A 19,721-nucleotide genomic window follows, 5' to 3' on the forward strand; every position below is an offset into this window, starting at 1 on the left:
AGCCTCTCCTCAAAGCCGGTCCAAAGGCCATGGAAAGTCCCGGACAAGCCCTTGCGAAGGCGCGGGGGAGCCGGTTGAGAACCGCAGGCAGGAAGCAGGTCATGGGTCTTACGAGCAACAAGGTGCTGTGGCTGGCGGTCGCGTTCGCCGTGCTGCTGTTCGTCGGCACGGTGTGGCTGTGGCCACGTCTGGCGAGACGGGACTGGCGGGCCGTCAGCGGGCGCGTGTGCCTGCTGCTCGGCACCCAGTTGGCCCTCTTCGCCTCCCTGGGCCTCGCCGCCAACCAGGCCTTCGGTTTCTACGCCAGCTGGGCCGACCTGCTCGGTCAGGAGAAGGACCAGGGCGTGGTGGTCAACCACACGGCGCTCGGCGGTTCGGGCGGCCCGCTGGAGGTGATCGACACGGCACACGTGCGTGGGGCCGCCGGAGCACCGCCGCAGTCCGGCGGGCAGATCCAGAAGGTCGACATCGTCGGCCGCCGCACCCACATCGCCACGCCCGCGTACGTGTATCTGCCGCCGGAGTACTTCCAGCCGCGGTACCGGACCCGTACGTTTCCCGCGACCGTCGTTCTCACCGGATATCCGGGTACGGCGCAGGCGCTCGTGGACAAACTGCGCTATCCGAGCACCGCGCAGACGCTCGCGAAGAACGGCCGTATGCAACCGATGATCCTGGTGATGCTGCGGCCGACGGTCGCGCCGCCGAGGGACACGGAGTGCGTGGACATCCCGGGCGGCCCGCAGACGGAGACGTTTTTCGCCAAGGATCTGCCGGATGCCGTAATCGCGCACTACAGGGTGGGCAGAAAACCCGGTGGCTGGGGGATCATCGGCGACTCCACGGGCGGCTACTGCGCGCTGAAACTCGCCATGCACCATCCCGGCTCCTACGCGGCCGGGGCGGGGCTGTCGCCGTACTACAAGGCGCCCCTGGACCCGACCACGGGCGATCTCTTCCGCGGTGACAGGAATCTGCGCGAACGGGCGGATCTGTGGTGGAGCCTCAAGCACCTTCCCGCGCCCGACACTTCACTGCTCGTCACCAGCAGCCGGATCGGGGAATCCAACTACAAGGACACCCTGAAGTTCATAGAGCGTGTGCGGGCCACCCGCTTGACGCGGATCTCGTCGATCATCCTCGACAGCGGAGGTCACAACTTCAACACCTGGCGGCGCGAGATTCCCGCGACTCTCCAGTGGATCAGCGGGCGGCTGAGCGACCGGTGAGAGGGGATTCGCCGGGTTCGGCAGATGATGATCTTGCCGAATTGGCGGGAGCCATTTCCTGATGCCCTGTGAACGTTTCGTTATGGCTGTGTTTTTGCGGGGCGGGGCGCCATGGGTCGCCTACGCGCGGTAAGTTTCTGGCCATGCCACGTGGACGTCACCGCCATTCCCCGCCTCTGCACAGGCTGTTGCCTCCGTCGGCGATAGCAGGCGTCTCCCTTGTCTGCGCCTTCGGTCCCTGGGTCTTCTCCTCTACGGCCGCGCTCCGTGTCGTCGCCGCGTTCGCCGCCGCCACGGCCGTCGTCGGCGCGGCCGTCATGCGCCGCTGGGACGCGCAGGCCGGCAAACAGGTGGCCGACCTCACGCGCGCGCGTGCGAGCGACGAGTGGCGGCACGAGGAGCGGGTCGCGGAACTGGAGGCCGACCTCGACGAGTCCCGCGAGCTGCGCACCAAGCTGGAACAGCGGCTGCGGGCCAAGCGGGCGGAACTGGCGGGCCTGCGCAACGAACACGCGGCCCTGCTGCGGCGGTACGCCACCGCCGAGACCGAGCGCGCGAGCGCCCTGGAGGGCCGCCGGCTGCTCGAGATAGAGGCGGGGGAACCCACCCCCGCGCGCGCGTTGCCGCCGGTGCCGGCGCAGGGGACGAAGTCTCCGACGGACGCCGAGGCTGTGGCTGCCTCGGTGGCCAGGGGCGAGGCCGCGTCCGGCGGGGCGGACGGCGAGGCGGACGTCACGGCGGACGGTACGGCGGAGACTCCCGCCGTCTTCTCGCCCGAGGGGTCGCAGCTGTTCCTTCGGGCGAAGGCTGCGCTGGAGAAGTTCGACGAGGACTCCGAGGACGACCTTGAAGACGACCTCGAGGGCGACTTCGAGGACGGCTTCGAAGTGGACTTCGAGGACGACGAGGACCTCGAGGAGGACGGTGACGGTTCTCCGGAGGGTCACGACGGGGTGAGTGCGGAGGACGGCACCGGCCCCGAGGACGACGGTTCCCCGAAGGGCGACGGTTCGCCGAAGGGGGACGGCCCCGGGAAGGGTGACGGTCCGGGGAGGACCAAAGGCGCGAAGGGCGGGCCGGTGCGGGCGAAGGACGGTGCCGAGGCCCACGCGGCCGAGACCGCCGCGAAGGGCGCCGCCGAGCCGGTCGCCACGGTGACCGGGGCCGCCGAGGACGACACGGAGGCCGCGGCGCGGGAGGACGAGGCGCAGGGGCAGCCCGAGGCGGTCGACGGGCATGAGCGCGCGACCGCCACCACTCCGGCCCGGACGCCCGCGCCCTCCGCTCAGCAGCCCACCGGGCACTTCGTCGAGCCGACCGCGGTGGCCGTCGTGCCGGCCGCGCCCGTGCGGCGCCCCTCGGTCGAGGGCGGGTTCGACTTCTTCGGCACCAAGAACGAGTCGTCGTCCGGCGACCTGGAGTCCGTGCAGAACGAGGACCTCGCCGACGTGGTCGGCCAGGAGGCCCTCGCCCTCCACAAGGCCGAGGCCGAGGCGGACTTCAAGCCCGCCGACGAGGAGTCGCGCGGTGTGGGTCAGGTGATCGACCTGACGGCGCACGACGAGACGGAACAGATCGACCTTCAGGGGCTGCGGGGCGTACGCAGCGCGGTTTCCTAGCCGCTCGGCCCCGCGGCGGTGCCCGGGCGGGGATCGGGCCGCCCGGGCGCCGGTCAGGCCATCCACCGATCCGGCAGGGCGTCGCGTCGTCCCGTCCGTGACCGCTCCGCCTGAGCCCGCAGCAGCTCCGCAGCCTCCTGGGCGTCCCTCAGCCGGGCCGTGACGGACTTGTTGGCCCCTGTGTCCACGTGCACGTCCGCGAGCCGCCACAGCCGCTTCCAGGGCCCTTGCGTCAGCCGCACGCTCTGCACCTTCGCATGCGGTACGAGCGTCAGGCGCCGGCGCAGCAGGCCGTGCCGGGAGGCGAACACCGCCTCGGTGACGGCCAGTCCGTGGCCGCGCCACCACACCGGCACGCATCGCCGGGCCCGGCGCGGCGGCCGCGACAGCGCCGCGGCCGCGGGCACGCTCACCCCGGGCAGCACGCGCGCGACGACGTCCTCGGCCATCTCGCGCGGAGCGACCGGCACGAGCACGGAGTTCGACGACCCGGCCACGTCGAGTTCCACCCGGACCCAGCCGCGCCGCCGCCACAGCAGCGGCTCCACGATCCGCACGGCCTGCACGCGCCCGGGCGGCACCGTCTCGTGCGTACGGTCCAGCAGTCCGTGGTCGATGCGCAGTCCGTCCGGCGACTCGCCCACCGTCCAGTCGTACTCGCCGACGAAGCGCCCCACGCTGCTCGTGGCGGCCGCGCCGAGCAGGGGCACGCCGGTCGCGAGGACCGTCCACACGCTGTGGGTGGCCAGCCACAGCACGGGCGGTACGACGAGGGCGGCGGCGAGGGCGCCCCAGGTGGAGCCCGTCAGCACGAGGGAGATCGCGAGCTGGAGCGGGGGAGTGCGCAGCAGCTCGCGCGCCGGCGCTTCTCCGACCTCGTGCGCCGTCTCGGGGGCGAAACCGGCGGCGCGCGCCAGGAGTTCCGCGCGGAGCGCACGCGCCTCGCGCTCCCCGAGAAAAGCGAGTTCGTCCTTCTTGTCGGCCCCTATGACGTCGAGCTTCAGCTTCGCGACGCCCGCCACGCGCGCCAGGAGCGGCTGGGTGACGTCGATGGCCTGGACGCGCTCGAGCCGGATGTGCGCGGTGCGCCGGAACAACAGCCCCGTCCTTATGCGCAGTTCGCTCTCCGTCACCGCGAAGTGCGTGAACCACCAGCTGAGGAAGCCGTACAGGGCGGCGGTCGGCACCAGGACGGCGAGCGCGATCAGCAGGGCCGTGGTCGTCAGCCTGGTCAGCTGGTGCTGCGCCTGGTCGGGATCGTGCAGCGCCCACCCGATGACCACCGCGACCGGGGCCCAGGCCCGTCTGAGGGGCGTCACGGGATGCAGCCGCCGCTCGGCGACCGGCTTCTTCTCCCGTACGGCGTCGTCGACGTCCTGCGTGGTCACAGGCCCGCCGATCGGGCCTCGCCGAGCTCGGTGAGCCGGTCGCGCAGGCGTTCCGCCTCCGCCGGTTCGAGGCCCGGGATGGTCGCGTCGGTCGCCGCGGCCGCCGTGTGCAGCTGCACGCTGGCCAGCCCGAAGTGCCGCTCGACCGGCCCGGAGGTCACCTCCACCAGCTGCATGCGCCCGTAGGGCACGACGGTCTCCTCGCGCCACAGCACGCCCCGGCTGATCAGCAGGTCGTCGGCGCGTTCGGCGTACCGCCAGGAGCGCCAGTTGCGGCCGAGGAGCACCCAGCCCCAGGCCGTCAGTGCGAGCGGCAGCACGGCGAGGGCCGCCCAGGCCGGCCCGGCGAACAGGTACAGCAGCACTCCCAGGACGAGGGCGATCAGCCCCAGCCACACCACCAGCAGCAGGCGCCGCATCCGCAGCAGGCCGGGCGGCAGTCCGCGCCACACCGGCTCCGTCGTCCCGTCCCCCCGCGTGCCCGCGTCCTGCGGGCTCCCCGTCTCCATACCGCCAGCGTACGTAGGAGAGACTGTGTCCATGACTCCCACGACGGAGACCATGGTCGGAATCGGCGGCGCCGCGGAGAGCACCGACATGGTGCTCAACATCGGACCGCAGCACCCGTCCACGCACGGCGTGCTGCGTCTGCGGCTGGTGCTGGACGGCGAGCGGATCACGCACGCGGAGCCGGTGATCGGCTACATGCACCGCGGCGCGGAGAAGCTCTTCGAGGCGCGCGACTACCGCCAGATCATCATGCTCGCCAACCGCCACGACTGGCTGTCGGCCTTCTCGAACGAGCTGGGCGTCGTCCTCGCCGTCGAGCGCATGCTCGGCATGGAGGTGCCCACGCGCGCGGTGTGGACGCGCACCCTGCTCGCGGAGCTGAACCGGGTGCTCAACCACCTGATGTTCCTCGGCTCCTATCCGCTGGAGCTCGGCGGCATCACCCCGGTCTTCTACGCGTTCCGGGAGCGCGAGGTCCTCCAGAACGTCATGGAGGAGGTCTCCGGCGGCCGGATGCACTACATGTTCAACCGCGTCGGCGGTCTGAAGGAGGACCTGCCGGCGGGCTGGGCCGCACGCGCGCGTGCCGCCGTCGCCGACGTGCGCTCGCGCATGGACCGCTTCGACGACCTGGTGCTCGGCAACGAGATCTTCCGTGGGCGCACGCGCGGCGTCGGGCCGCTCACGCCCGACGCGGTGCACGCCTACGGGGTGAGCGGGCCGATCGCGCGCGCCTCGGGCGTGGACTTCGACCTGCGCCGCGACGAGCCGTACCTCGCCTACGGGGAACTGCAGGACACCCTGAGGGTCGTCACCCGGCAGGAGGGCGACTGCCTCGCCCGCTTCGAGGTGCTCCTGGAGCAGACCCACAACGCCCTCGACCTCGCCGACGCCTGCCTCGACCGGCTCGCCGACCTCCCGCCCGGGCCGATCAACCAGCGGCTCCCGAAGGTCCTCAAGGCGCCCGAGGGCCACACCTACGCCTGGACCGAGAACCCCCTCGGCATCAACGGCTACTACCTCGTCAGCAAGGGCGAGAAGACCCCGTACCGGCTGAAGCTCCGCTCCGCGTCGTACAACAACATCCAGGCCCTCGTGGAGCTGCTGCCGGGGACGCTGGTCGCGGACATGGTGGCGATCCTGGGGTCGCTGTTCTTCGTGGTCGGGGACATCGACAAGTAGCGGTCGCGGGGCGGGACGGTCGTGTGCCCTGCCGGTCGTCGGTTGGTCCGGCTCCTCTTGGGGCGGGCCGTCAGTCGATCGGCGCGGCCGGGATTCCCACCGGTTGCAGCAGCCAGCCGAAGTCGCCGAGGCCGCCCGGAGCGGTGAGTTCGGCGGCCTCGCCGGCGCTCGCGAGGGCGCGTACGTAGGCCGCGGGTTGCGTGGACGCCAGTGCGAGCGGGGGGCGAGCGCCGGTGATGCCGAGGGCGCGCAGCGCGTCGCGCTGACGCATGAGGAGCGCGCGGGGGGTGGTGTGCGCCGCTGAGTGCGCCTCGTGCGCCACTCGGTCTTCCCTTTCGCGCGCCGTGCGCGCCCCCACCGTCGCCTCCCCGCGCGCCGCGCACGCGTCCAGTGCGACGTGCGCCGTGATGTCGCACGACCCGTCCGGCACGGGTGCCGTCTCGCGCCCCGCGCGAAACCCGGTGAGCGTCCCGAACAGGGGGCGCGCGGCCACGGTGTGCGCGTAGTCCACGGCGACCGCGAGCCCCCGGTCGACCGAGGCGACCGCCCCGGCCCAGGCCTCGTCCCGTGGAAGCCCAATCTCGGCCCGCAGCCCTTCCTCGCCACCCGAGGACCCGGCCTCGCCGTCCCCCGGCGTCCCCGCCCCACCGCTCAGCGGCCACCACCGGGCCAGCCACTCCGCCTCCGCCCCGTCGACCCTCTCGCCGAGACGCTCGGTGCCGTCCCGGAGTACGAGGACCCGGCGGGGCACGCCGTCGGCGTCCACCTCGGCGATGTCGAGCGGCACATTGTCGAGCCACTCGTTGGCGAACAGCAGGCCGGTGACGCCGTGCGGCGGCTCGGACAGCCACTGCACGCGTTCGTCCAGACCGGCGGGGCGGTCGGCGACTTCGACGGCGTACACGCACGTGCGTGCGGCCACGTCGGCGGGCAGGGCGGTCAGGGCGCCGACGGCCAGTTCGCCGCGTCCCGCCGCCATGTCGACGAAGTCCAGCCGGGCGGGCCGGCCCAGAGCCTCGTCGACCCGGCACAGCAACCTCGCCACGGCTTCGGCGAACAGCGGCGAGGCGTGGACGGACGTACGGAAGTGCCCGGCCGGTCCCTCGGGCCTGCGGTAGAAGCCCTCCGGCCCGTACAGGGCCGCCCGCGTCGCCGCCCGCCAGCCGTGCCACTCGCCCGCCGCCACTTCCGTCACCGGCCCAGGCTAAGCGCACAGGCGAACGGAGCCTCCACCTTGCGGAGTATGCGCGCCCGACGCGGATCGGCCCTCCGGTTGACCCCTGCACGCATCTCCCTTCCCTACGCTGGGTTACGTGCAGCGCCTCTATGACTTCCTCCGCAGACACCCGACCGGGGTCGACACCTTCTGGGCCGTCATCCTGTTCGGGATCTCGCTGGTCAGCGAGGCCGGCCATGGGGACACCCGGGGCACGCTCTCTCCGGCCCTGATCGTTCCGATCTCGCTGCTGCTGTGCCTGGTGATCGCCCTGCGGCGGCGCTTGCCGGAGAAGATGCTTCTGCTGACCATCGGCCTCGGCGTGGCACAGCTCGCGCTGGACGTGGCGACGATGCCCGCCGACTTCGCCATGCTGGTGATCGTCTACACGGTGGCGGTGATGGGCACCCGCTGGGCCTCCCGAGTCGGGCTGGCCGTGGGCTTGTGCGCCGCGACCGCGGCGGAGATCCGCTGGCCGGTGGAGCACTCGAGCACCGTGGGCCATGTCGCGGTGGTGATCTTCCAGACGGTGCCGTTCGCGCTGGCCTGGGTGCTCGGCGACTCGATCCGTACCCGGCGTGCCTACTTCGCGCAGCTCGAGGAGCGCAACGCCCGGCTGGAAAAGGAGCGCGAGGCGCAGGCCAAGGTCGCGGTGGCGGCCGAACGCGCCCGGATCGCGCGCGAGCTGCACGACGTGGTCGCGCACAACGTGTCGGTGATGGTGGTGCAGGCCGACGGCGCCGCCTACGTCCTCGACACCGCCCCCGACCAGGCGAAGAAGGCCCTGGAGACCATCTCCTCCACCGGTCGCCAGGCGCTCGCTGAGATGCGCCGCCTGCTGGGCGTGCTGCGCACCGGCGAGCACAAGGAGGTCGGCGAATACGTCCCGCAGCCCGACGTCGAGCAGATCGACGAGCTGATCGAGCAGTGCCGCACCTCCGGCCTGCCCGTCGACTTCAAGGTGGAGGGCACTCCGCGCCCGCTGCCCAGCGGTGTCGAGCTGACCGCGTACCGCATTGTCCAGGAGGCGCTGACCAACACCCGTAAGCACGGCGGGCCCAACGCGGGCGCGAGCGTGCGGCTGGTGTACTTCGACGACGGCCTGGGACTGCTCGTCGAGGACGACGGCAAGGGCGCCCCGCACGAGCTGTACGAGGAGGGCGGCGCCGACGGACAGGGGCACGGCCTGATCGGGATGCGCGAGCGGGTCGGTATGGTCGGCGGCACCCTGGACGCGGGCCCGCGCCCAGGCGGTGGGTTCCGCATCAGTGCGCTCCTGCCGCTGAAATCCGCGCACTGACATGCGCGTACGCACGCCGGTGACACCTGTAACGCCCGTGGAACGACCCAGCCGACGCGAACGGAAGAGGCCCCGATGACGATCCGCGTGATGCTCGTCGACGACCAGGTGCTGCTGCGCACCGGGTTCCGGATGGTGCTCGCCGCGCAGCCGGACATGGAGGTCGTCGCGGAGGCGGGCGACGGGGTCGAGGCGCTCCAGGTGCTGCGTTCGACGTCCGTGGACGTCGTCCTGATGGACGTCCGGATGCCCAAGCTCGACGGAGTGGAGACCACCCGCCGCATCTGCCAGGAGGAGAACCCGCCGAAGGTGCTGATCCTGACGACCTTCGACCTCGACGAGTACGCCTTCTCCGGGCTGAAGGCGGGCGCCTCCGGGTTCATGCTCAAGGACGTGCCGCCCGGTGAGCTCCTGCACGCCATCCGTGCCGTGCACAGCGGCGACGCGGTGGTGGCGCCGTCGACCACGCGCCGGCTGCTCGACCGGTTCGCGCCGATGCTGCCGAGCGCCGGCAAGGAGCCCCAGCACAAGGAACTGGAGCGGCTCACAGAGCGCGAGCGCGAGGTGATGGTGCTGGTCGCGCAGGGGCTGTCGAACGGTGAGATCGCGGCCCGGCTCGTACTGTCCGAGGCGACGGTGAAGACCCATGTCGGCCGCATCCTGACCAAGTTGGGGCTGCGGGACCGGGTGCAGGTGGTGGTGCTGGCGTACGAGACGGGGCTGGTGCGCGCCGGCGGGCACGGATGATCCACGCGAGCGTGATGCCCGCGTGACCGGCGGCCACTAGGGTCTGCGCATGCTCCTGTGGATCAACGGCCCTTTCGGGGGCGGCAAGACCCAGACGGCGCACGAGATCCAGCGGCGCCTGCCGGGCAGCGTCATCTGCGACCCCGAGCACGCCGGTTTCGGTCTGCGCCGGATGCTGCCGCCCGAACTGCGCGGCGATTTCCAGGACTTGACGGCCTGGCGGCAGGGCGTGGTGGAGGTGCTGGACCTCGCCCTCACCAAGCACGAGGGGGTCGTCATCGCTCCCATGACGGTCACGGACTCCGGCTACTTCGAGGAGACCGTGGGCCGGTTGCGCGAACTCGGCCACGACGTACGCCACTTCACGCTGCTGGCCCAGCGCGAGACCGTCATCAAGCGGCTGCGTGAGCGCGGCCTGGGGCACCTCCTTGCGTTCGTCGGCGGGAAGAACGCCGGTCTGGGCCGGGAGACCTGGGCCGTGCGGCAGCTCGACCACTGTCTGGAGCGGCTGCGGGAACCTCAGTTCGCCGAGCACCTGTGGACGGACCGGTCGACCGTCCCGAAGACGGCGGACCGTATCGCCGTGCTCGCCGGGCTGACGCTGCGGCCCAACAACGAGGGCGCGTTGCGCACGAGGCTGCGGCAGGCCGGGGTGGGCGTCCGGCACATCCGGTTCGACTGACGGGCTGCGCGGGGAGCGTCCGCCCCGTGGACTACCTGAGTACGCCTTCCAGGAAGTCGCTGCCCAGACGGGCCACCACCGTCACGTCCAGCTGGTGCTGGACGTACCGTCCGCGGCGGCGGGTGGTGATCAGGCCCGCCTTCTTCAGGACGCCCAGGTGCCGGGATATCTCGGGGGCCGTCATGCCGTGTATCTGGGCCAGCTCGCTCGTCGTGAACGCGCTACGGGCAAGGCTGCGGCACAGTCTCATCCGCACGGGGTGGGACAGCGCGGTCATCCGCAGGGTGAGCTGCTCCACCGAGGGCGGGGCGGCGAGCTCGGGGGAGCCGACCGGGTAGTGGAGCACCGGCTGCCAGCCGTACCGGTGCAGGACCATCAGGTGCGGCCAGCCCAGGCTCGTCGGCACCAGGAGCAGATCGCGGCCCGCCGTGGCCGTACGGCCGCTGCCCAGTTTGTCGATCGTGATCAGACCGGCCGTCTCGTCCACCGTCACGGCCGGGGAGACCGAGGCCAGTGCCTCGGTGAGACCTCTGCGGCGCAGCAGATCCGTCTTGTGGCGTGCGTCGGCCGCGAGTTGGTGGCGCAGCCGGGACCAGGTCTCCGCGAAGAACGCCTCGTCGCAGTCTTGCAGGAACTGCCTGAGCCAGGCCCGGATGCGGGGCGGGTCGGTCAGCAGCCTTTCGCCGAACCGCAGTTGCTGCGGTCCCCGCGCGGCGGCCAGCTCCAGAGCGCGGCGGCGCAGATCCGCGTCGGAGAGCGGGCCGGGGCCCGGCAGGCCGTACGGGAGGGCGCAGGAGAATTCCAGGGCCGCGTCAACGAACTGCTCGTCCGACAGCTTGTCCAGCAGGTCCAGTTCCTCGGCGAGGGTCGCGCCGGGCAGCGCGCCCGGAATGCCCGCGTACGGCAGGAAGAGGTCCGAGAACGTCGTCCGCCACAGGAAGTCGGCCTCGCACAACCGGTCGGCCAGGTGCGAGTCCAGCCGGGCGGTCACGCCGGTCACCCAGCCCTGCAGCCCGGGGTGGTGGCCCGGCTCGGACAGCGCGTGCAGCGCCATGCAGAGCTCGGCCAGGGGTGAGGGGACGACGGCGACCCTCTCCGGCCGCAGCCCCGCGATGTCGATGCGCACGCTCATGACCTCATGGTGCACCCCGCCACTGACAACGCCGACCCCGATTGACGGCGCCCGTCAATCGGCACGACTTCCCGGCCGGCGCGGCGCAGCCTGGGACTCCGGGGCAGCCGCGGAGCCCACGCATTCCCGTCTCCACGTCCCGAGAGGGCCATCGGCCATGAGCATCACGCAGCAGTACTTCCTCGACGCCTACCGTGCCCGGCAGGCCGGCGAGCCCGCCCCGCCCGCGCCGGGCGCGAACGACTGGCAGGTCGTGCGCGAGTGGCGCGACGAGCGCGAATTCCGCGCGCTCGTCGCCGGCCGCCCGGCCCACGGGCGGACGCGGCTCGCACTGGGCCGGTGGCTGCTTCGGCGGCAGCGCTCTACCCGCTGACGCTTTCGGTCGTGCCGGCCGTTCCCGCCTCGCCGGTCTCCTCGGTGAGGCGGGAGGCGAACTCCGCGACCGCCGCCCGCACGTCGTCGGCCGTCCACTCCAGGGCCTCGGCGCGGACGCTCACCTCGGTTGCGGCGAGGCCAGGACCCTTCTCGGCCCAGGCGTTGGCGAAGAGAACGGTCCTCGTCTCCTCGCCCTGCCGGATCGCCGCCTCCGAGAGCACGTCGGCGTCGTACGGCAGCCAGACCTGGAACTCGTGCGTGTGCGGCGTCCCGGGGTGCACGCGCGCCCACGGAAGGCCGGCCGCCGCGAACCCCTCGCGGAGCGCGGCGGCCACCACGCGCGCGTGGGCGACGTACTCGGGCAGCCGGGGCAGCTCGCGCTCCAGTCCGGCGAGGGCCGACAGCACGGTCGGGAACTGCTGGAAGATCTGGCCGCCGTAGCGGTGCCGCCAGGCCTTCGCCTCGTCGATGAGTGGCTTCGGGCCGGTGAGGGCGGCACCGCCGTAGCCCCCGAGGGACTTGTAGAACGACACGTAGACGCTGTCGGCCAGGGACGCGATCTCCTGCAGGGGGCGGCCGAGGTGCGCGGTGGTCTCCCACAGGCGCGCGCCGTCGAAGTGCACCACCGCGTCGCGCTCGCGCGCGGCGTCCACGACCGCGGTGAGTTCCTCCCAGGAGGGCAGCACGAAACCGGCGTCCCGCAGGGGCAGTTCGAGCATCAGCGCTCCGAAGGGCTCCTCGAAGTCGCGCACCTCGTCGGCGGTGGGCAGCCGCGGCTCGCTCGTCACCCGCACCGGGCGCAGTCCGCTGACCCGGCTGAACGCGTCGCGTTCGTGCACCTCGGGATGGGCGAGGGCGTGCAGGGCGACCGTGGGGTCGCCGGTGCGGCCCGCCCAGCAGCGCAGGGCCACCTGCTGGGCCATCGTGCCCGTAGGGAAGAACGCGGCGGCCTCCATGCCGAGCAGCCCGGCGACCTTCGTCTCCAGGGCCTCGACGACGCCGTCGCCGTAGATGTCCGACGGCTGGTCGAGATCGTGGACGTCGCCCACCCCGTCCAGCAGCGCAAGGCGCTCCCGGAGCGTGTTCAGGTGACCGGGGCGCCCGAGCACGCGCCGCGCGCCCCGCAGAGCGCTGACGCGCCGTAGGCGCCGACGCCTGGCCCGCTCCTCCTCGGAGGCCGGCTTGGCCGGCTCCCTCTCGGACACCCGTTCTTCCTCGGACACCGGCTCCCCTGCCTGCCCGTCCTGCTCCACCGCATCGCTCATGGCCCGGATCATGCCCGTCCCCGCTCCGCGCGAGCACCCGGATTTCCACAGGCGTTCGGGCCGTGCGAACAACGTGCGATAACCCACAGCCTGTGGACAAGCGGACGCCCCTCGAACCGATCGCGTTAACATGACGAGAAATCGTCCGGTACCCGGAGCGGACTGGAACGGGAAGGCCGCCGTCGCGTGAGTACAAGCCAACAGCCAGACCCCAGGGACCGCCCCGCGCGGCTCACCGTCGGCGTCGTCGGCGCCGGTCGTGTGGGCCCCGCACTCGCCGCGTCCCTCCAGCTCGCCGGACACCGCCCGGTCGCCGTCTCCGGAGTCTCCGACGCCTCTCGCAGGCGCGCCGCCGAGATGCTGCCCGACGTCCCCCTCGTCCCGCCCGCCGAGGTGCTGCAGCGCGCCGACCTGGTCCTGCTGACCGTGCCGGACGACGCCCTGCCCGGCCTGGTCGAGGGCCTCGCCGAGACCGGGGCCGTGCGGCCCGGGCAGCTGCTCGTGCACACCTCCGGGCGCTACGGCGCGAAGGTGCTGGACCCCGCCCTGCGCGCGGGCGCGCTGCCGCTGGCCCTGCACCCGGCGATGACGTTCACCGGCACCCCCGTGGACGTACAGCGGCTCGCCGGTTGCTCCTTCGGGGTCACCGCGCCGGAGGAGCTGCGACTGGCCGCCGAGGCCCTCGTCATCGAGATGGGCGGCGAACCCGAGTGGATCGCCGAGGAGATGCGCCCGCTGTACCACGCGGCGCTCGCCCTCGGCGCCAACCACCTGGTCACACTGGTCGCGCAGTCCATGGAACTGCTGCGCGAGGCAGGGGTCTCGGCCCCCGACCGGATGCTCGGCCCGCTGCTCGGCGCCGCCCTCGACAACGCCCTGCGCTCCGGCGACGCTGCCCTGACCGGCCCGGTCGCGCGCGGGGACGCCGGCACGGTCGCCGCCCATGTCACGGAGCTGCGCAAGTACGCCCCGCAGACCGTCGCCGGCTATCTGGCGATGGCCCGCGCGACCGCCGACCGGGCACTCGCCCACGGCCTGCTCAAGCCGGAGCTCGCCGAGGACCTCCTCGGGGTACTCGCCACCGGCACCGACGGCGCCGAGGGAGACGCCCGATGACCACCACCCTGCTGCGCACCGCCGAAGAACTCCACGCACGCACGCGTACCGGCCGTCGCGCCGTCGTGATGACCATGGGCGCCCTGCACGAGGGGCACGCCACCCTGATCCGCACCGCCCGGGAGATCGCCGGTCCGGACGGCGAGGTCGTCGTCACCGTCTTCGTCAACCCGCTGCAGTTCGGCGCGGGCGAGGACCTGGACCGCTATCCGCGCACCCTGGACGCCGACGTGAAGCTCGCCGGGCTGTCCGGCGCGGACGCCGTGTTCGCGCCCTCCGTGGACGAGGTCTACCCGGGCGGCGAGCCCCAGGTGCGCATCAGCGCCGGCCCGATGGGGGAGCGCCTGGAGGGCGCCTCCCGCCCCGGCCACTTCGACGGCATGCTCACCGTCGTCGCCAAGCTGCTGCACCTCACCCGCCCGGACGTCGCCCTGTACGGGCAGAAGGACGCCCAGCAACTCGCCCTGATCCGCCGCATGGCACGCGACCTGAACTTCGGCGTCGAGATCGTCGGCGTTCCCACGGTGCGCGAGGAGGACGGCCTCGCCCTCTCCAGCCGCAACCGCTACCTCTCGCCCGCGGAACGGCGCACGGCGCTCAACCTCTCCCGCGCGCTGTTCGCCGGCCGCGACCGGCACGCGGCCCAGGAGGCGCTGCGCGCGCGGGCGCTGGCGGCGCCCGCCACGCACGCGCGGGCCGAAGCGCTCAGCGCGATCGGGGAGTCCCGCGCGGCCGCCGACGCGCACGCCGTCGCCAAGTCCCGTCCCGCCACCGCCCTCGGCGAGGACGCCTCGCGCGGCACCTTCCACGGCGCCCCCTCCGCCGTACGTGCCGCGGCCCGGCAGGTCCTCGACGACGCCGCGCGCCTCTCGCCGCCGCTCCAGCTGGACTACCTCGCCCTGGTCGACCCCGCCGACTTCACCGACATCGGGGACGACTTCACCGGCGAGGCCGTGCTCGCCGTCGCCGCCCGGGTCGGGACGACCCGGCTGATCGACAACCTTCCTCTCACCTTCGGAGCCGCCTCGTGACCAGCACAGGCATAAAACTGCACGCGCCCGCACCCGGCTGGGCCATCTCCGCCGACGTCGTGGTCGTCGGCTCCGGGGTCGCCGGCCTGACCGCCGCGCTGCGCTGCGAGGCCGCCGGTCTGAACACGGTCGTGGTCACCAAGGCCCGCCTCGACGACGGCTCCACCCGCTGGGCGCAGGGCGGCGTCGCCGCGGCCCTCGGTGAGGGCGACACCCCCGAACAGCACCTGGACGACACCCTGGTGGCGGGCGCCGGCCTGTGCGACCAGGAGGCCGTGCGCATCCTCGTCACCGAGGGCCCCGACGCCGTACGACGCCTCATCGCGACCGGCGCGCACTTCGACGAGTCCGAAGAGGGCGATCTGCAGCTCACCCGTGAGGGCGGCCACCACCGCCGCCGTATCGCGCACGCGGGCGGTGACGCGACCGGCGCGGAGATCTCCCGGGCGCTCGTGGAGGCGGTACGCGCGCGTGGGCTGCGCACGATCGAGAACGCGCTCGTGCTGGACCTGCTGACGGACGCCGACGGCCGTACCGCGGGCGTGAGCCTGCACGTCATGGGCGAGGGACAGCACGACGGCGTGGGCGCCGTGCACGCCCCCGCGGTCGTCCTCGCGACCGGCGGAATGGGGCAGGTCTTCTCCGCCACCACCAACCCCTCGGTGTCCACCGGTGACGGCGTGGCGCTCGCCCTGCGCGCCGGCGCGGAGGTCTCCGACCTGGAGTTCGTGCAGTTCCACCCGACCGTGCTGTTCCTCGGCCCCGACGCCGAGGGCCAGCAGCCGCTGGTCTCCGAGGCCGTCCGCGGCGAGGGCGCCCACCTGGTCGACGCCGACGGCGTGCGGTTCATGGTCGGACAGCACGAACTGGCCGAGCTCGCGCCCCGGGACATCGTCGCCAAGGGCATCATGCGCCGCATGCAGGAGCAGGACGCCGAGCACATGTTCCTCGACGCCCGGCACTTCGGCGCCGACATGTGGGAGCACCGCTTCCCGACGATCCTGGCCGCCTGCCGCGCGAACGGCATCGACCCGGTCACCGAGCCCATCCCGATCGCCCCGGCCGCCCACTACGCCTCCGGAGGCGTCCGCACGGACTCCCACGGCCGCACCACCGTCCCGGGCCTGTACGCGTGCGGCGAGGTCGCCTGCACCGGCGTGCACGGCGCCAACCGGCTGGCTTCCAACTCCCTGTTGGAGGGCCTCGTCTACGCCGAGCGCATCGCGTCCGACATCGCGGCGGCGCACGCAGCCGACGGCCTCCACGCGCGCGTGCCCGAACCGGTCGAGCACCAGGACAGGCCCGCGCACCCGCTCCTCGCCCCCGAGGACCGTTTCACGATCCAGCGGATCATGGCCGACGGAGCGGGGGTCCTGCGCTCGGCCCAGTCCCTGGAGAAGGCTGCCGACCAGCTCCAGCGGCTGCACGCGGACGCCCGCGACGCCCTCGACGAGAACGGCAAGACCTCCGAGCCGGGCGTCGACACCTGGGAGGCCACCAACCTCCTGTGCGTGGCCCGCGTCCTGGTCGCCGCGGCCCGCCTGCGCGAGGAGACGCGCGGCTGCCACTGGCGCGAGGACCACGCCGAGCGCGACGACGCGGCATGGCGCCGCCACATCGTCGTACGGCTGAATCCGGACCGCACACTCGCCGTACACACCACCGATAGCCCAGACTTCCCCCCGACCCGGCCGACTCGGCAGCCCCGGCAGCCCCTTCAGGAGCAGTGACAGAAGTGAGCACCCCCGAACTCCCCCTCGCCTCGAACGGCGGCTGCGGCGACGGCTGCGCCTGTGGTGGCGCCGACGCCGACGCGGAATACCTGGAGTGCGGGCTCGACCCCGCGCTCGCCCAGCTCCTGGCCGACGCCGGCCTCGACCCCGTCGAGGTCGAGGACATCGCCAACGTCGCCATTCAGGAGGACCTCGACCACGGCGTGGACGTGACCACCGTCGCGACCATCCCCGAGGACGCCGTCGCCACCGGTGACTTCACCGCGCGCGAGGCGGGCGTCGCGGCCGGCCTCAGGGTCGCCGAAGCGGTGCTGTCCGTGGTGTGCACGGACGAGTTCGAGGTCGAGCGGCACGTGGAGGACGGCGAGCGGGTGGAGGCGGGGCAGAAGCTGCTGTCGGTCACCACGCGCACGCGTGACCTCCTCACCGCCGAGCGCAGCGCGCTCAACCTCCTGTGCCGCATGTCCGGTATCGCGACCGCCACGCGCGCGTGGGCGGACGCGCTGGAGGGCACGAAGACCCGGGTCCGCGACACCCGCAAGACGACGCCGGGTCTCAGGTCCCTGGAGAAGTTCGCCGTCCGCTGCGGAGGCGGTGTCAACCACCGGATGTCGCTGTCCGACGCGGCACTGGTCAAGGACAACCACGTGGTCGCCGCAGGCGGTGTCGCGCACGCCTTCAAGGCCGTGCGGGAGGCCTTCCCGGACCTGCCGATCGAGGTCGAGGTCGACACGCTGCACCAGCTGCGCGAGGTCGTCGACGCGGGAGCCGACCTGATCCTGCTGGACAACTTCACGCCCGGCGAGTGCGAGGAGGCCGTCGCCCTGGTGCACGGACGGGCCGCCCTGGAGGCCTCGGGACGGCTCACCCTGGACAACGCTTGCGCGTACGCCGACACCGGCGTGGACTACCTCGCCGTAGGAGCACTCACCCACTCCTCCCCGATCCTGGACATCGGTCTCGACCTGCGAGCGGCGGAGTAGGTACGGGCCATGCTGCTGACGATCGACGTGGGCAACACCCACACCGTCCTGGGCCTCTTCGACGGGGAGGACATCGTCGAGCACTGGCGCATCTCCACGGACGCGCGCCGCACGGCGGACGAACTGGCGGTGCTGCTGCAGGGCCTGATGGGGATGCACCCGCTGCTCGGCGACGAGCTGGGCGACGGCATCGACGGCATCGCCATCTGCGCGACCGTCCCCTCCGTGCTGCATGAACTGCGCGAGGTGACCCGGCGCTACTACGGGGACGTGCCCGCCGTGCTCGTCGAGCCCGGCGTCAAGACCGGGGTGCCGATCCTCACCGACAACCCCAAGGAGGTCGGCGCCGACCGGATCATCAACTCGGTAGCGGCCGTCGAGCTCTACGGCGGCCCCGCGATCGTCGTCGACTTCGGTACGGCGACGACCTTCGACGCGGTCTCCGCGCGCGGGGAGTACGTCGGCGGGGTCATCGCCCCCGGTATCGAGATCTCCGTCGAGGCGCTCGGCGTGCGGGGCGCGCAGCTGCGCAAGATCGAGGTGGCGCGGCCCCGCAGCGTGATCGGCAAGAACACGGTCGAGGCGATGCAGTCCGGCATCATCTACGGGTTCGCGGGCCAGGTCGACGGAGTGGTGAGCCGGATGGCGCGCGAGCTCGCGGACGACCCGGACGAGGTGACGGTGATCGCGACGGGCGGACTGGCGCCGATGGTGCTCGGGGAGTCGTCCGTGATCGATGAGCACGAGCCGTGGCTGACCCTGATCGGACTGCGCCTGGTGTACGAGCGGAACGTGTCGCGGATGTGAGGACGGACGGGTCCGGCCGGGCGAGGGCGCGGTCGGACCCGGCGTGTGCGCCAGGTCGGTCGGTGGCTCGGCGGGCGCACCCCGGTGGTGTGAGGCGGTCGCGCAGGGCGGCCGGTGCGCCGACCGGGAAACGGCACCCGTGAGGGTCTCCGGCCGCGAGGAGTCGATGACCGGGCCGATGACGGTCTGCGGGTCGCTCGGGTCGCCGACTTCGAGTGTCTTGACCTTGGCGGCGAATTTCTCGGTGCGCGCCTGCACGACCTGCGCGCCGTGCGGCCCGGCGCCCGCCGCCGGGTCGAGCGGCCCCGCACGGCAACCGGGTGGCTCTCGTGCGCCACACCGGTCCCGTATGTCGAATTTGTCTGATTAGCGCGTATCGTCGCCGCATGCCCACGCCATACGGATCCCGAGGCGGCATGGCGTTCGGCGTGGAGGAGCTGCGTGTGCTCCGCCGCGCCCTCGCCCTCGCCCTCCACCCCAGCCCCGCCTCGGCCGAGGAGGTCCAGGACTGCCTCCGCCTCGCCGAGTCCCTCGACGAGGCGATGCGCGAGGGTGCCCGGCTGCGGGCCTTCCTGGTGGCCGACCTCGCCCGCTACCGCGCCGCCCTGCCCGGAACCGCCGTCGGCTATCTGGCACTGCTGGAGGAGACGCTGGGGACCGGGTACCGGCCGGGCCCCGACGACCTCGCCGCGCTCAGGGCGCTGCGGGGCAACCCGGTCGCCGCCGCTCTGCTGGGACGCTGCCAGGTGCTCGCGGAGCAGGACGTGCGAACCCGCCTGACGCGCGCCACGGCCCGTACGACGACCCCGGCCGTCCCCGCCTCCCGCACCCGCCTGACGGCGCTCCGAGGAGGCCTCTCGGGCGCCCTGGAGGGCGCTGGGACGGACTCCGGCGGCCGAGCGGGCCCGGACCCCACGCGCGAGCCCGAGAAGAAGCCCGCGGAGAAGCCGGCGCCTCCCAAGCCCGCCCCCGCTCCCGCCCCGGCCGAGCCCAAGCCGGGCCGCCCGATCCCCACCCCCGGCGAGGTCTTCCCGCGCCGCCGGCCGACCCCGCCCCCCACCTCGGCGACCCCGCCCCCGCAGCTCGTCGCGGGCTGAGACGGGAAGGCGCTCCCGGCCCGCTCCCGGCCCGCTCCCGGCCCGCGCTCGGCCGCACCCGCCCCCGCCCCGGCCGTCCGTCGCCCCCTGGCTACCCTGGAGGCATGGACTACGTCTCCGCGCTCGTGCCCCCGGTCGTCATGGCCGTGTTCTTCATCGGCGTGATCAGGGTGATCGTGAAGACCCAGGGCGGGGCCAACAAGGCCAAGGAGGACGCGGTCGTCGACGCCGCCCTCGCACGCACCGAGGGAGTGCGGCAGGAGGCCGCGAAGACCGACGGCTGAACGCGGCCCCGCTCTCCGGCGTCAG

The 19,721-nt window shown here is 72.9% G+C and carries 19 protein-coding genes; 14 read left to right on the plus strand and 5 right to left on the minus strand.

All coding sequences use genetic code 11. From position 1 onward, the window contains the following. The first annotated feature begins 101 nt into the window (after window positions 1–101). Window positions 102–1,229 (plus strand): esterase family protein, encoded by a 1,128-nt coding sequence (locus FBY22_RS42820; protein ID WP_142154213.1) that lies wholly within the window; start codon window positions 102–104, stop codon window positions 1,227–1,229. A gap of 143 nt (window positions 1,230–1,372) precedes the next feature. Next, window positions 1,373–2,848 carry a hypothetical protein gene (locus FBY22_RS42825; protein ID WP_174267437.1) on the plus strand — a complete coding sequence of 492 codons (1,476 nt, stop codon included), beginning with the start codon at window positions 1,373–1,375 and terminating at the stop codon, window positions 2,846–2,848. A gap of 53 nt (window positions 2,849–2,901) precedes the next feature. Here FBY22_RS42825 and FBY22_RS42830 read toward each other — a convergent pair whose 3' ends face one another. Both FBY22_RS42830 and FBY22_RS42835 read right to left on the minus strand, forming a co-directional pair. Beyond that, complete coding sequence (locus FBY22_RS42830) at window positions 2,902–4,236, minus strand: PH domain-containing protein (protein ID WP_142154215.1); 1,335 nt, start codon at window positions 4,234–4,236, stop codon at window positions 2,902–2,904. Beyond that, window positions 4,233–4,745 carry a PH domain-containing protein gene (locus FBY22_RS42835; protein WP_142154217.1) on the minus strand — a complete coding sequence of 171 codons (513 nt, stop codon included), beginning with the start codon at window positions 4,743–4,745 and terminating at the stop codon, window positions 4,233–4,235. The genes FBY22_RS42830 and FBY22_RS42835 overlap by 4 nt, the downstream gene beginning before the upstream one ends. Before the next feature lie 31 nt (window positions 4,746–4,776). Here FBY22_RS42835 and FBY22_RS42840 point away from each other — a divergent pair, with 31 nt between their 5' ends. Continuing rightward, entirely contained in the window at window positions 4,777–5,928 is a 1,152-nt protein-coding gene (locus FBY22_RS42840; RefSeq protein ID WP_142154219.1) for an NADH-quinone oxidoreductase subunit D, read from the plus strand. Between the two features lie 70 nt (window positions 5,929–5,998). Here the strand turns inward: FBY22_RS42840 and FBY22_RS42845 are convergent, their stop codons facing one another. Further along, window positions 5,999–7,123 (minus strand): SAM-dependent methyltransferase, encoded by a 1,125-nt coding sequence (locus tag FBY22_RS42845; RefSeq protein WP_142154221.1) that lies wholly within the window; start codon window positions 7,121–7,123, stop codon window positions 5,999–6,001. Between the two features lie 118 nt (window positions 7,124–7,241). Between FBY22_RS42845 and FBY22_RS42850 the strand changes: the two genes are divergently transcribed. The 3 genes from FBY22_RS42850 (at window position 7,242) to FBY22_RS42860 (ending at window position 9,873) form a co-directional block, all read left to right on the plus strand. Further along, window positions 7,242–8,444: a sensor histidine kinase gene (locus tag FBY22_RS42850; RefSeq protein WP_142154223.1), complete on the plus strand. Its 1,203-nt coding sequence runs from the start codon at window positions 7,242–7,244 to the stop codon at window positions 8,442–8,444. Window positions 8,445–8,519: 75 nt separating this feature from the next. Next, window positions 8,520–9,191, plus strand: coding sequence for a response regulator transcription factor (locus FBY22_RS42855; RefSeq protein WP_142154225.1), 672 nt, complete (start codon window positions 8,520–8,522; stop codon window positions 9,189–9,191). A gap of 49 nt (window positions 9,192–9,240) precedes the next feature. After that, a complete protein-coding gene (locus FBY22_RS42860; protein ID WP_142154227.1) occupies window positions 9,241–9,873 on the plus strand; it encodes an AAA family ATPase in 633 nt (210 codons plus the stop codon). 31 nt (window positions 9,874–9,904) lie between these two features. Here FBY22_RS42860 and FBY22_RS42865 read toward each other — a convergent pair whose 3' ends face one another. After that, window positions 9,905–11,005, minus strand: a complete 1,101-nt coding sequence (locus tag FBY22_RS42865; protein WP_142154229.1) for a DUF5937 family protein — start codon at window positions 11,003–11,005, stop codon at window positions 9,905–9,907. 157 nt (window positions 11,006–11,162) lie between these two features. Here FBY22_RS42865 and FBY22_RS42870 point away from each other — a divergent pair, with 157 nt between their 5' ends. Continuing rightward, entirely contained in the window at window positions 11,163–11,378 is a 216-nt protein-coding gene (locus tag FBY22_RS42870) for a hypothetical protein (protein ID WP_142154231.1), read from the plus strand. Here the strand turns inward: FBY22_RS42870 and FBY22_RS42875 are convergent. Further along, window positions 11,368–12,645 (minus strand): low specificity L-threonine aldolase, encoded by a 1,278-nt coding sequence (locus FBY22_RS42875; protein WP_142154233.1) that lies wholly within the window; start codon window positions 12,643–12,645, stop codon window positions 11,368–11,370. The genes FBY22_RS42870 and FBY22_RS42875 overlap by 11 nt on opposite strands. 186 nt (window positions 12,646–12,831) lie before the next feature. Here FBY22_RS42875 and FBY22_RS42880 point away from each other — a divergent pair, with 186 nt between their 5' ends. From FBY22_RS42880 to FBY22_RS42910, 7 genes are all read left to right on the plus strand, one after another. Continuing rightward, window positions 12,832–13,761, plus strand: coding sequence for a Rossmann-like and DUF2520 domain-containing protein (locus tag FBY22_RS42880; protein WP_142154235.1), 930 nt, complete (start codon window positions 12,832–12,834; stop codon window positions 13,759–13,761). Next, window positions 13,758–14,792, plus strand: coding sequence for a pantoate--beta-alanine ligase (panC, locus tag FBY22_RS42885; protein WP_142154238.1), 1,035 nt, complete (start codon window positions 13,758–13,760; stop codon window positions 14,790–14,792). Before FBY22_RS42880 ends, panC begins: the two co-directional genes overlap by 4 nt. Further along, the gene (locus FBY22_RS42890) at window positions 14,789–16,522 is read left to right on the plus strand and encodes an L-aspartate oxidase (protein WP_142154241.1); all 1,734 of its coding nucleotides are present in this window, start codon (window positions 14,789–14,791) and stop codon (window positions 16,520–16,522) included. The genes panC and FBY22_RS42890 overlap by 4 nt, the downstream gene beginning before the upstream one ends. A 5-nt stretch (window positions 16,523–16,527) precedes the next feature. Next, entirely contained in the window at window positions 16,528–17,508 is a 981-nt protein-coding gene (nadC, locus tag FBY22_RS42895) for a carboxylating nicotinate-nucleotide diphosphorylase (protein ID WP_142154243.1), read from the plus strand. A 9-nt stretch (window positions 17,509–17,517) separates the two neighbouring features. Continuing rightward, a complete protein-coding gene (locus FBY22_RS42900) occupies window positions 17,518–18,315 on the plus strand; it encodes a type III pantothenate kinase (protein ID WP_142154244.1) in 798 nt (265 codons plus the stop codon). A 416-nt stretch (window positions 18,316–18,731) separates the two neighbouring features. Next, on the plus strand, window positions 18,732–19,412 hold the full coding sequence (locus tag FBY22_RS42905; protein WP_142154705.1) for a hypothetical protein: 681 nt from the start codon (window positions 18,732–18,734) through the stop codon (window positions 19,410–19,412). Window positions 19,413–19,516: 104 nt separating this feature from the next. Further along, window positions 19,517–19,696 (plus strand): hypothetical protein, encoded by a 180-nt coding sequence (locus FBY22_RS42910; protein ID WP_142154246.1) that lies wholly within the window; start codon window positions 19,517–19,519, stop codon window positions 19,694–19,696. Window positions 19,697–19,721: the final 25 nt, after the last annotated feature.

Source organism: Streptomyces sp. SLBN-31, from assembly GCF_006715395.1.
In the GTDB taxonomy this organism is placed as follows: Bacteria; Actinomycetota; Actinomycetes; order Streptomycetales; family Streptomycetaceae; genus Streptomyces.

Coding starts and splice junctions, on each gene's coding strand:
- FBY22_RS42840 (WP_142154219.1), top strand. CDS start 4,777: ATGACTCCCACGACGGAGACCATGGTCGGAATCGGCGGCGCCGCGGAG.
- FBY22_RS42835 (WP_142154217.1), bottom strand. CDS start 4,745: ATGGAGACGGGGAGCCCGCAGGACGCGGGCACGCGGGGGGACGGGACG.
- FBY22_RS42875 (WP_142154233.1), bottom strand. CDS start 12,645: ATGAGCGATGCGGTGGAGCAGGACGGGCAGGCAGGGGAGCCGGTGTCC.
- FBY22_RS42820 (WP_142154213.1), top strand. CDS start 102: ATGGGTCTTACGAGCAACAAGGTGCTGTGGCTGGCGGTCGCGTTCGCC.
- FBY22_RS42825 (WP_174267437.1), top strand. CDS start 1,373: ATGCCACGTGGACGTCACCGCCATTCCCCGCCTCTGCACAGGCTGTTG.
- FBY22_RS42900 (WP_142154244.1), top strand. CDS start 17,518: ATGCTGCTGACGATCGACGTGGGCAACACCCACACCGTCCTGGGCCTC.
- FBY22_RS42860 (WP_142154227.1), top strand. CDS start 9,241: ATGCTCCTGTGGATCAACGGCCCTTTCGGGGGCGGCAAGACCCAGACG.
- FBY22_RS42910 (WP_142154246.1), top strand. CDS start 19,517: ATGGACTACGTCTCCGCGCTCGTGCCCCCGGTCGTCATGGCCGTGTTC.
- panC (WP_142154238.1), top strand. CDS start 13,758: ATGACCACCACCCTGCTGCGCACCGCCGAAGAACTCCACGCACGCACG.
- FBY22_RS42870 (WP_142154231.1), top strand. CDS start 11,163: ATGAGCATCACGCAGCAGTACTTCCTCGACGCCTACCGTGCCCGGCAG.
- FBY22_RS42865 (WP_142154229.1), bottom strand. CDS start 11,005: ATGAGCGTGCGCATCGACATCGCGGGGCTGCGGCCGGAGAGGGTCGCC.
- FBY22_RS42905 (WP_142154705.1), top strand. CDS start 18,732: ATGGCGTTCGGCGTGGAGGAGCTGCGTGTGCTCCGCCGCGCCCTCGCC.
- FBY22_RS42855 (WP_142154225.1), top strand. CDS start 8,520: ATGACGATCCGCGTGATGCTCGTCGACGACCAGGTGCTGCTGCGCACC.